Below are 12,566 nucleotides of genomic sequence, written 5' to 3' on the forward strand. Positions count from 1 at the left end.
GGAAAAGCGTGTTGAGGGAGACCCCGCAAGTGCAAAGCACTGAGGAGGCTTCTGAGACCGCCTCTACAACGGAAATCAACCCGGGTTATTAGTGTGAAAATGATTGAAAAGCAACAAAGTATGTGAAAACAGCCTTTTTTTAAAACTGCTAACCAGTGGAGGAATACTTATGACAAATTTTCACGCATTAGCCATAGATTTTTATGAAAAATCAACCTTGGATCTCGCAAAATCTTTACTTGGCTGTTTATTGGTAAAAGAGACATCTGAAGGCATTTGTTCAGGATATATCGTCGAGACAGAAGCTTATATAGGACCTGAAGATCGCGCCGCCCATAGTTTTAACAATCGGCGAACGAAGCGGACAGAAATAATGTTTGGCCATTCTGGATTGGTATATACGTACCAAATGCATACTCATACACTGGTAAATGTCACGAGTGGTGGAGTTGATAAACCCGAAGCCATCCTCATTCGAGCTTTGGAACCAATCGAGGGGATTGAATTGATGCAGCAAAGGCGTGGCTTGCAAACTGAGAAGAAGCTGACGAATGGCCCCGGGAAATTAACAAAGGCACTTGGGATTACGATGCAGGACTATGGCTTGTGCTATACGAAACCACCGATTTATATTACACCAGGTATATTACCCAAACATATTTCTAGTGGACCTAGAATCGGCATCGGAAACAGTGGTGAAGCAAAGGACTATCCATGGCGTTTCTGGATTACAGGAAATTCGTATATCTCCAAGTAGCCAACTGAATACTTTCAAGTAATATACCCCAGAAAGCAAATTGGCGAGACAGGATGAACATTCTCTAGATGTGTATCGATCAATGAAATGGGCCTTTCATGTAGTTTCACGAATAAGTAGAGGACCAGACATTAACTGCCTGATCCTCTTCCTTTGGAATGTTAAAGTGATAACAATAAAATATAATCAATTCATTTATTTTGATCCAATCGATTATTTTTAATTACGGCTTATTTTTCGTTACATATGTGCCAGCAATTAAGTCGTGAATCGCGCGCTTATCTTCTCGTAGTCCAATCATGAAAGCACTAATTACATAGAGAACACCTGAAAGTAACAAGCCAATGAATAGCCAAGCAAACCCTTTAAATAATTCACTTACTACCGCATCCGACATCAGATCTTCACTCATGAAGACATCAAATCCAGAAACACCAAATGATACAATAAAGCCAATTATTCCTAGAAATGAAGGCAGTCCATATACAATCCCTGCAATGACATAACGCTTAATCATCGTCCAGAATGTGACCTGGCTCCCATCAAGCTTCACTATCCGAACACCAAGTGCCTTTTTCCCAACTGTATAACCATACCAAAAGATAGGAAGCAATAAAGCGTATAAAAATGAAATAATATTGCTCAACCATTCAGATGTCCCATTCGAAAAAATTGCTCCTAATATTAATCCTAATACGATAAAAATAAGTGCATCAATCACCTGTGCGCCAAAACGCACCCAAAATCCTGCTTGGTTTTCAATCATAGATGTGTCCTCCTTTACTTATGCCACTAACAAATTATATTCAATTATACATAAATATAGAAGTTACAATTATAACCAAAAGGATATAATTTACTTTTAATAAAATGAACTATGTAGTTGCATAAAGATGCTCACCTTCTGCTTGATACCATCTTAAATGACGTTGAAAGTAGCTTATCTATCAAAAAAACCGATTTAATAACACAACACTAAATGGATTAATTATGCAAAGGGTTTGGCCTCACAACTGCTATATACAGATTATAGTTAGTATATTAAATTTTGCTCCTATATACCGTATATAGAGTGCGAGGTCAAACCCTATTAGGACACCATTAATTATAATGAAATTTCTTGTTCAACACTTTCAACAGCCCGTTGTTTCTTTGATTTCCTAAAATAAAGTAGCTCATAAATACATGGGATGACGATTAGTGTCAGTAAAGTCGCCATGGCTAGGCCTCCAATGACCACAATGGCTAGACTTTGTGAGACTAAGCTTCCAGTTTCAGTTTCTTTCAATAATAATGGAATCATTGCACAGATTGTGGCGATTGCTGTCATAAAAATCGGTCTCATTCTAGTAGCTGTTGCTTCTACCAACGCCTCCCGAATGATCATCGTTTGTTCGTTTTGTTTAACGCGATCTAAAAGAACAATTGCATTTGTCACGACAATTCCTATGAGCATCAATGCCCCTAGAAGTGCAGTTATATCTACTGATATTCGGCTTATGACAATTCCTAAAACAGCTCCGATTGCTGCAAGCGGAAGAGAGCAGAGAATAGCAATGGGTGCTTTAACCGATTTAAAGGTGATGACCATAATTAAAAATACAATACCGATGGAAACAAGCATAATGAGAAATAAATCCATAAAATCATCTGCTTGCTGAGCACTAGCGCCTCCAATTAAAACATCAACATCTTCTGGAAGGTCCATCCCTTCTTGATCCTTTTGATCCCCGAATATCTCAAGATTCACCTTGCTTGATATTTCAGATAGCTTTGCAGGATCGACAGAAGCCGTTACCCGTAAGTAGGTTTCTCCGTCTTTATGGAACTGATTAGTTGAACGCTCTTCACTTTGTAATGAAGCGATAGACGATACTGGTACGAGCCCGGTAGCTGTAGAAATCGGAATATTTTTCAATTCTTCAGTTGTTTTCGTATCAAGAATAGGCTCCAACAACACTGGTGTTTGTTTGTCATTCAAATTGATCGTTCCAATTGGTGTTTGATTTAACATTATACCAACTTGTTGAGCGATTTGTTCTGTATTCCCTTTTGAAGGGTCTATTGTTAAGGAATAAACAGTTTTCTTTTCATCTAGATTGGTTGTCACTTCTTCCACGCCATCAATTTTTTCTACTTTTTCTTTAATAGCGTCGGCTGTTTTTTCAAGGTCAGTTACATTTTCCCCGATTACATCGATTGTGACATTCGTACTAGCTCCTCCCATCATAAACGAGGAAGCGAATACCTCTAACTGAGCATCAGGAAATTCATTTTTCTTATTTTCCACTTTATCTAGTATCTTTTCTGTGTCTTCTTTATCATGTAACAAAATACTTAAGGTCGCTTCGGTAGGTGATCCAACATAGCCGAACTGAGCTGCTTCAGCCGGAGACCCTACTTGTGAGAATACATAATTGACCTCATCCATTCCACTTACCCATGATTCTAGTTCAATCGTCTTTTCTTTTACTTCTTCAATAGGTGTATCATTCGGATAACTTAGTGTAGCAACGACATAGTCAGCAGAAGAATTATCAACCGCACCCTTAGGGATGACAAAATAAGTTCCGATCGAACCGATAAAAAGAAGGAATGAAATCAAGAATACAATCCATTTATGATTTAATGACCAAGTAACCATTTTGGGGAAATGTACTGCCGGTTTATGTTCAGGAAGCTTTGTATTCTTCAGTAAACCCGCACTCATTAAAGGTACAACGGTCAATGCGACGATGAGGGAAGCAAGCAAGGAATACGTGACCGTTAAAGCAAATGGTAAAAGAAATTCTTGAAGTCCTCCATTCAACAAACTCATCGGCAAGAAAACAGCCACTGTTGTTAATGTTGAGGAGGTAATGGCAACTCCTACTTGCTTAGTTGCATCAATGACCATTTGAACAGAAAATTTCTCTGTTTGCATTTTCCGAAAAATGTTTTCGATGACAACAATACTGTCATCAACAAGTCGCCCTACTGCAACAGCGACTCCGCCAAGTGTTAAAATATTCAATGTAATACCAGACCACGACAGCAAGAATAGTGTAAAACAAAGTGATAGTGGAATCGATACAATGGTAATAAAAGTAGACCGGATATTTCGTAAAAATACCATAATGACAATGGTTGCGAAAAGTGCACCAAGCAGGACTTCTTTCATCATGGTCTGTACAGAGGTCTGTACCATGTCAGCAGAAGATATGTAAACAACAGACTCTTGTTGATCATATATTTCATTTATTTCCTTCGTTACTTTTTCTACCTCTTTACTTATTGTCACTGCATTTGATTGGCTATCCTTCGTAATGCTTATATCTAAACTATCTTTCCCATTAAAACGACTAATGAAATTCGCATTCTTTGTTTCTGTAATCGCTGCTATATCTCCTAGCGTTACATTTGGAGCTACCATTAATCCTTTCAACTTCTCTAAACTAGTTATGTCACCAATCACCTTAATGTTGCTTGTTTTTCCATCAATGATTTTTTCGCCGACAGACAAGGCTGTGTTTTGACCTTGTAGAACCCCCATAACAGCTTGCAGTGAAATTTGTTTTTCAGCTAATTTATCATTATTAATTTTGACGGATATGATGGAATCTGTAATCCCATACAAATCAACGCTCGAGACACCTTTTATATCTTGATATAACGGTTGGAGTTTTTCCCGTGCTAACGCCATATTCTCTGGCGTCATTCCATCTTCAAAAGTTACGGCTATATTAGCAATGGGAATCATAGATGTATTAAGTTGCGAAACGGTAGGCTTTGATATATTTGGAGGCATTGTTACACGATTTAATGCATCTTGAACGTCTTGTTTGGCTTGCTTCATATCCGATCCTGCTTCAAAAAATATGTCAACTTTTGAGAAACCATCTCCTGTTGTAGAGTAGACAGATTTCTTTCCATTCACACCAGTTACTGCTCTTTCTACAGGAATCGTTACCTCAGATTCCATTGTTTTCGAATCTGTACCTTGACCCATTGCGATAATCGTTACCTGTGGATTATCAGCAGCAGGCAGAAACTCCATTGGTAATCTAAAATAACTAACAACACCAATTATTAAAATTAATATGGTCACTAATGAAACTGCGGCTTTATTACCAAACGCCCACTTCGTTATGAACGACACTTCTACATCACCTCTGAAAAAATAAATTTTACACCGATACAAATATTACCATAAAACCACTGAAAAAGTACTCATTATTCCCTTAATTATAAAAATTAACAATTTTACATTTTGTTCATAATTCCTCCTCATTAACTAACATATACCTTACATGTTCATTTTAGAAAAATATGACATGAAAAACATGGAGCCCTAGGATTATCTTTTTCTAAGTCTCGAGACGTAGGAGCATAGGATGAAAAGGGAAGGGAGATTACCTTGCTTCGATTCAAACAGTACTCAGGAAATCCAGAAGAATCATGCGAGAGTAAAAAAACTGTACGACTCATTACTGTATAAAAATTCCCTATTTTTTGCATTACATCTATGACCGTGTCTTGGTCTTCTTCTTCTTCATGAGCTCGAATCAGAGATTCATGATTTACTATAGAAACACAAAAAACCTTATCACATCCTCCACAATGCCAAGAATGTAATAAGGTTTGATATTATGATATGAGTAAATGAATGAAACTCAATTCTCATTTCATGTAATAGATTGCAAAAACGAAGTCATACTTCTTTTTCATGAATGATGTAGGGACAGGGCTTCGGCTTACTAATCTAGCCAATTTACTTGCAGATATACGTACTTTATTAAGAAAGTTCTTCAAAGTCCGGCTCCGCACCTCCACCATTACAGGATGGATCCTTCATGGTAAATGATGGCGTTTTGTTAGTCTAATTCATAATAACTACATACAACCTGCCCAACTGATTTTGCCGCTACAAGAAGGGCATCTTCGTCAATATCAAATTTCGGATGATGATTGAAATAAGGATTTTCTACACCTTTTGGAGAACATGCGATGTAAAAAAAGCATGCAGGGAATTTTTCTGCATAGTAAGCAAAGTCTTCTGATGGTGGTAATGCCGGAAATTCCTTCACTTCTTTAATATCTTTATCATTCATGCTTCGTAGACTTTGTGCAACCTGTTCTGTAAGTTCAGGGTTATTGTATAAAGGTGGATAATCGGGTTCATACGTAAGCTCACAAGTCACTCCGAATTCTTCTTCAAGGCCTTTTACAAGACGACGAACTTCTTTCTCAATTTTTTCCTTTGTTTCTACAGTCATATAACGAATATCACCTTCTAGCTCGACACTGTCTTTAATGACGTTGAAAGTACCTTTGCCATCAAAAGACCCGATTGTAATAACACCGACATCAAATGGATTTAACCTGCGGCTAATAATGGTTTGGACGGCAGTAACAAAATGAGAACCAGCAACAATGGCATCATTAGCCAAATGAGGAGAAGAGCCGTGCCCGCCTACCCCTTGAACTTTTAATTTGAAATACGCTCTTCCATTGAATGAATATCCTGCATGATACCCCACAACACCTGCTGGACCCATTGGTAACAAATGAATACCGTATACAGCATCTAAGTCGTCAATCAAACCTGATTCAACAATACTTTTTGCTCCACCTGGTGGAACCTCTTCCGCATGTTGATGAATAATTTTAATCGTTCCTGGAATGGAATCTTTTAACTGAATTATACAATCAGCTAAAACTAATAAATATGCTGTATGTCCATCATGTCCACACGCATGCATAACCCCTTCATTTTTCGATTTAAACGGAACATCAGCTTCTTCTACGATTGGCAATGCATCAAAATCTGCTCGTAAACCAATCGTTTTTCCTGGTTTTCCACCTTTAATCGTTACAATAATGCCATATCCATTTCCAACATTCGTTTGGACATCGACGTCTTTACCTTGATAAAAATCGGCAATATATTGTGCTGTTTTTTCTTCCTTAAAAGATAATTCAGGGTTTTCATGTAAATATCGACGAATTTGAATGATTTCATCTTTACGTGCCTCTAACATGTCCATTAATTGTTTTCTCACAATTGTTCCCTCCCTATTTTTATTCAGATACAATGAGTTACAATTAAATAGATCTATTATTACGAAACAAATATCCAGTTTACAAATGATAACTTATTCTTTATTAGAATAACTGCAAATTACTTGAGCGACTGATTTCGCCGCTACAAGAAGGGCATCTTCATCGATATCAAATTTTGGATGATGATTGAAATAGGCTTTCTCTACCTCTTTTGGTTTACAACCAATGTAGAAAAATGTACCCGGAATTTTTTCTAAATAGTAGGCAAAGTCTTCTGATCCAGATAGCATGTCGAACTCATATACGTCTTTAATATCTGAATCATGATCTTTCAGGCTTTCAAGACTTTCTACAACTTTAGTTGTCAATTCAGGATTATTGTATAATGGAGGATAATCCGCTGTATATGTGAGTTCACACTTCACATCAAATTGCGCTTCAATTCCTTTTACCAATCGATGGACTTCTTGATCGATTAAATTTTGCGTCTCCTTCGTCATATACCGAACGTCACCTTCAAGTTCTACACGATCTTTAATCACATTGAAAGTACCTTTTCCATCAAAAGAACCGATTGTAATAACACCGACTTCAAATGGATTTAATCGACGACTGATCACCGTTTGAACAGCTGTCACAAAATGAGCAGCAGCCACAATCGCATCGTTAGCTAAATGAGGTGAGGAACCATGTCCACCTACACCTTGAATGCCTAATTTGAAATACGTTCTTCCTGCCATTGCATAACCACTACGGTATCCTACACTACCCGCAGGACTAGTTGGGAATAAGTGAATTCCGTAAACCGCATCTAAGTCATCAAGTAGACCAGATTCGACAATACTTTTCGCTCCACCCGGTGGAACCTCTTCCGCATGTTGATGAATAATTTTAATCGTACCTGAAATCGAGTCTTTTAACTGAATTAAACAATCTGCTAACACTAATAAATATGCCGTATGTCCATCATGTCCACATGCATGCATAACCCCTTCATTTTTCGATTTAAACGGAACATCAGCTTCTTCTACGATTGGCAACGCATCAAAATCTGCTCGTAATCCAATCGTTTTTCCTGGTTTACCACCTTTAATCGTTACAATAATGCCATATCCATTTCCAACATTCGTTTGAATGTCAACGTCTTTACCTTGATAAAAATCGGCAATATATTGTGCTGTTTTTTCTTCCTTAAAAGATAATTCCGGATTTTCGTGTAAATAACGGCGAATTTGAATCATTTCGTCTTTACGTGCTTCAAGTAAATCCATTAATTCGCTTCGCATTATATCTATCTCCTTTATAAGTTAAGCTCTTTTCATAATGATTTTTGTTTTTAGTTTTTACCTGCTTAGAGGAGTGTATTGAAGGGTGACCCGCCTGTGCGAAGCACTGAGAAGGCTTCTGAGTCCACCAGCTGAAAGCGAGTACCTGTAACCGAAAATCAGCATATGTTAAGGTCAGATCACTTCCCTGTATTTCCTCTCAATCAATTGATCTTCCCTACAACGTTCCAGTAAATTATTAGGAGAGAAGACCTCTCCCCCAATATTCTCCTTTAATGACTAGGTTGTGGTTCACCAGTATTTTGTCTTGATCTAGGTGATGGCTCCTTGGACGTTTTTCCAGCATCACTAGGAATCATAAAAATAATCGAGATGACGGAAAGTATACCGAATATTACGTTGACAATTACCCCTCCTGTTGCAGCTACTTCAACACTACTAGCAGCAGCAATGGCACCATAAACAGACGCAGAAATTGCAACCCCGAACGCTCCACCTAATGAGCTTGCCATTTTGTAAACCCCAGCTGCTGCCCCTACTTTATCAGAAGGTGAATTAGATACAGATGTATCTGTAGATGGGGTTGCATAAATTCCAAGCCCAAGACCGAAACAAGCAAACCCAATAAATACAACTATTGTATAGGAAATGCCGGGTAAGAATGTTAATCCCATCATAGCTACACCTATAGTCGTTATTATGGCCCCCCAAATCATTGGAGATTTCGCGCCTTTTTTTTGTAAAATCTTCTCACCGACACGAATCATCGCAAGCACTGCTACTAAATAACCGATTGATAACATTCCTGATTGGAATGCCGTAAATCCACGACCGACTTGCACATACGTATTGGCAACAACAAGTGTTCCAGCTACAGCGTTTAATAAGAAGTTGGAATATGTGGCTCCTGCGTATGGTTTATTTTTAAATAAAGAGAAGTCAATCAATGCAATCGATTTTTTTATTTCCACCTTAACGAATACAATGATCCCTATGATTGCGATCGCTGCACAAATTAAAGTTAAAGAGCTTGTCCAGCCCCAATCCGATCCACGAGTAATAAACAAGTTTAAGGCAAGCATCGTAATAATAAATATAACTAATCCAGTATAGTCAAATTTAAAAGCACCTTTTGATTCTGCTTTACTTTCTGGAGTATCTTTTATAAGCAACATCGCAAGAAGAGCGAAGATAATAGAAAAGATGAAAATCCATCGCCAGCCCATATATGTTGCTATTGCTCCACCAGCAAGTGAACAAACACCTGAGCCGCCCCAAGAACCGATTGACCAGAAACTGAGGGCGCGTTGTCGATCTGGCCCCTCATAATAAGCTTTCACTAACGCAATTGTTGCTGGCATAATACATGCTGCTGAAATCCCTATGAGGATACGTCCGATAATCAACAATGCTGCACCTTGTGTTATAACAATAAGAAAAGAACCAACAACACTTAAAACTAACCCTATATACGTTATTTTTTTACGTCCAATCTTATCTGCAAAGCCACCAGCGGCAACGATAAACATGCCTGAAAACAAGGCAGATAAACTAATGGCTATGTTTATTGTTCCGAGTGAAATACCTAAATCTGATTGAACCGCCGGAACGACATTGACCATTGATTGAGCAAAGAGCCAAAATGTGATAACCCCAAAAACAATACCAATAATCAATTTATTTGTGCCTTTATAACTTGTTTCCATGATGAACCCCCTGATGTTTAGATTAAATTACTGTTAAATAGATTAAAGACTAAATGATTACTTATCTATAGCTTTTGTATAGAGTAAGGTTTTTACAATAGAAAGATTATCCATAATCGCTTTAATCTGCAGAAATTATCGATTAGAACAAATCTTAACAGGAACCTTTTGATTATTTTCTATACATTCATTATAAAAAATAAAGGTAATTTAGTAGAGTCAATTCTTATTTAGTTTAATACCATTTAGAGTACAAAAATAAACCTCGTTCTGAATCAGGTAAAAAAAGAGGGTTGATTTTTTACCTTCCATTCAATAAGAATGTATATAAAAAGCAACAAAGTATGCGAAAAGAGCAAAAAAGGGTCAGAACTCCTATTCTTTTACAGGGAGTTCTGACCCTTTATTATTAATATGTTTTTCGAATATCAAAAAAGTGAATAGCATTGCTCGTCAAGTAGGAATAAAATGACCAATCTCCATCAATCGTTTCATCAAATAGTTCCAAAGAAGGACGGCTAGAATTGATGATATAATCAATGATTTCAGCATCCATTCCATGCTTACTGTTAAAGTTCCACCATTTCGTATATAAAGCACCATGTTCTTTATCAAACACTTGTTTACGTATTTGATATTCACCAGTTTGTATTCCAGAAATAGTAACACGAAGATCTTTATTAAGTTTTTGAAGGATCGTCTCTTCGAGTGAGAAATAAGGATTAACAATTGTACAATTCATCAATAACAATTGAAAACCTCGCTCATTTTGCGTCATCACGTAATCTGAACCATGTGCCACAACTTCGCCATGCAGACGTTTTAAGAACATCATGGCAAAATAAGCAGGACGCTTGCCGTTAAAGTAATGGAATAATTCTAAGCCGTCCATTCGAAAACGCTGATCCCTTCCACCCTCTTCATGGACTTCTGTGTTAATCCAGAAACCAACCGATTCCACGTCATTCGCGATATCCAAAACATTTTTTAAGACTAAAGCTCCCCGAAAAAAAGTGCCGTTTGTAAATCGGGTATTCCCAGACAATGTATTCCACGATACGAGATGGAGCGGTTTTTCTAAATGATTCTTCTTTAAATACCACTTCATCTTAATCGTTTTTTCTTTAATATATTCCTTTGCTAATTGGAACGAGTCATCTACCATTTCTTTAAAGTCAATAAACTCATTTTGGTTTGCACTGTAGCCGATAAAATCAATATACTCACTGTATCCCAGCTGCCATATATGATGATCGTTTGTTTTTTCTTTGCGGAAAGAAAACGGCATATAGACCCCAACATGAATCGATTCAACAAACCTTTTCAATACACCATGTAATCTAAGATAGATTCTTTGAAGCTCTTTCGCTTCGACACCTGTAGAATACGGCTCATAAAACATGACATGCCAGTGTTTAACAAACGCTTCTCCGTATAATTGCAAACAATGCCTCATGAATTGAGCGAGCTTATTAAAATAATGATCTTCATTCCTTGATATATCCTTATAATCAATCCGTACGAATAAAGACAAATCATGCTTTTTTAGAAATTCTAGTGCACGATCAATATTAAAATATGGAGAAGTTGTCGCAATCGCTTCATCTGTTTCTACCTCTGGAGGAATCACTGTGCGGCTGAGTAGATGATGAACTCCAATATAACGAAGCTGTAAATCTTGTTTCACTGCCAGTACTTGAGATTGTACATCTTCCTTTAATAATTCAATGATTTCTCCAATATTAAGAATGTGATCTGGACAGTTTAATTTCAACGATAACGGCTTGGACAAGTTGATTGACAGCTTATCAAAACGAGTCTCAGTGTGAGAATATGACTTTTGATCTTCCATCAGCAGACTGCTTAAATTCGCAACTATTTCTGGTGAACGAATCAGCATTGCGGCATCCTCTTTGCTATAGCTTTGAATAGAATCTTCTTTTTGTATCCCATGTTTTTCCCGATAAGCATGAGGGGTTATTCCGTATACTTCTTTAAAAAGGCTAGAGAAAGACTTAGAATTAGGAAATCCATTGTTCATAGCAATTTGCGAAATGGAGTCTGACGTATATAATAAATCCTTCATGCTATGTTTAAGCCTGATATTCATTAAAAAACGGCTGAACCCCATCCCCACTTTTTGTTTAAAATAGCGGGATAGATAGCCTGTAGAAAGATAAAATTTCTCGGCTACCTTTTCAAGGGTAATCAGCTGCTCATAATTCCTTTCCATATAGTCAATCATCTGGGATAATCGTAAGTTGTCCGTATCTGCTCTTTCAAAGACACTACCCTCTTCTTTAAACCGACGGATTAGGATCAGAAGTATTTGACAGATATTTCCATGAATCTCGATCTTATAGCTTTCTTCTTGTCTATAATGACTGACCATCACATTTGCAAGCAGCCTTCGAATAGATTGAATCATATCATCTCTTCCCATATCGATTTCTCGAGAATAACATTCAAATCGACGATTTCGATACTCCGCGTAATGATGATCCATAAAGGCATCCGAGATAGTTAATGAAAGCGTGCTATTACTTTCACTTCCTTGGACCTGATAAAGCTGATTGCGATTAATAACAAGGAAGTCTTTTTCTTCCAAATGATAAAAACGACTATTGGTTTCAATTTTTAATTCACCATTTATGACAAGGATGAACTGAATTCCTTTGTTTACTCTAGGTGCGATAAACTCGATATTTTGCAAAGAAATTTGAAAATCTGTATGTGGATCGTCCAATCTTTTTCACCCATTTCTCATTCTTGTCC

General features: G+C 37.2%; 7 protein-coding genes. 1 reads left to right on the forward strand and 6 read right to left on the reverse strand.

Features of this window, described 5'->3' with window-relative positions; all coding sequences use genetic code 11:
• Positions 1-169 precede the first annotated feature (169 nt).
• The gene (locus HNP81_RS21545; protein ID WP_028393331.1) at positions 170-757 is read left to right on the forward strand and encodes a DNA-3-methyladenine glycosylase; all 588 of its coding nucleotides are present in this window, start codon (positions 170-172) and stop codon (positions 755-757) included.
• A gap of 223 nt (positions 758-980) precedes the next feature.
• Here HNP81_RS21545 and HNP81_RS21550 read toward each other — a convergent pair whose 3' ends face one another.
• The 6 genes from HNP81_RS21550 to HNP81_RS21575 form a co-directional block, all read right to left on the reverse strand.
• Entirely contained in the window at positions 981-1,523 is a 543-nt protein-coding gene (locus HNP81_RS21550) for an RDD family protein (RefSeq protein WP_051405075.1), read from the reverse strand.
• Positions 1,524-1,862: 339 nt separating this feature from the next.
• Entirely contained in the window at positions 1,863-4,895 is a 3,033-nt protein-coding gene (locus HNP81_RS21555; RefSeq protein WP_182503980.1) for an efflux RND transporter permease subunit, read from the reverse strand.
• A gap of 715 nt (positions 4,896-5,610) precedes the next feature.
• Entirely contained in the window at positions 5,611-6,798 is a 1,188-nt protein-coding gene (locus HNP81_RS21560) for an amidohydrolase (protein WP_182503981.1), read from the reverse strand.
• Between the two features lie 93 nt (positions 6,799-6,891).
• Positions 6,892-8,085 (reverse strand): M20 family metallopeptidase, encoded by a 1,194-nt coding sequence (locus HNP81_RS21565; RefSeq protein ID WP_182503982.1) that lies wholly within the window; start codon positions 8,083-8,085, stop codon positions 6,892-6,894.
• 272 nt (positions 8,086-8,357) lie between these two features.
• The gene (locus HNP81_RS21570) at positions 8,358-9,791 is read right to left on the reverse strand and encodes an MFS transporter (RefSeq protein WP_028393336.1); all 1,434 of its coding nucleotides are present in this window, start codon (positions 9,789-9,791) and stop codon (positions 8,358-8,360) included.
• A gap of 409 nt (positions 9,792-10,200) precedes the next feature.
• On the reverse strand, positions 10,201-12,537 hold the full coding sequence (locus tag HNP81_RS21575) for a helix-turn-helix domain-containing protein (protein ID WP_182503983.1): 2,337 nt from the start codon (positions 12,535-12,537) through the stop codon (positions 10,201-10,203).
• Positions 12,538-12,566 lie beyond the last annotated feature (29 nt).

The sequence above is a fragment of the Peribacillus huizhouensis genome (assembly GCF_014138605.1).
GTDB lineage: Bacteria > Bacillota > Bacilli > Bacillales > DSM-1321 > Peribacillus > Peribacillus huizhouensis.

What these genes read in the sequence shown, in the direction of transcription:
- HNP81_RS21545 (WP_028393331.1), top strand. Translation starts at nt 170, where the DNA reads ATGACAAATTTTCACGCATTAGCCATAGATTTTTATGAAAAATCAACC.
- HNP81_RS21550 (WP_051405075.1), bottom strand. Translation starts at nt 1,523, where the DNA reads ATGATTGAAAACCAAGCAGGATTTTGGGTGCGTTTTGGCGCACAGGTG.
- HNP81_RS21565 (WP_182503982.1), bottom strand. Translation starts at nt 8,085, where the DNA reads ATGCGAAGCGAATTAATGGATTTACTTGAAGCACGTAAAGACGAAATG.
- HNP81_RS21570 (WP_028393336.1), bottom strand. Translation starts at nt 9,791, where the DNA reads ATGGAAACAAGTTATAAAGGCACAAATAAATTGATTATTGGTATTGTT.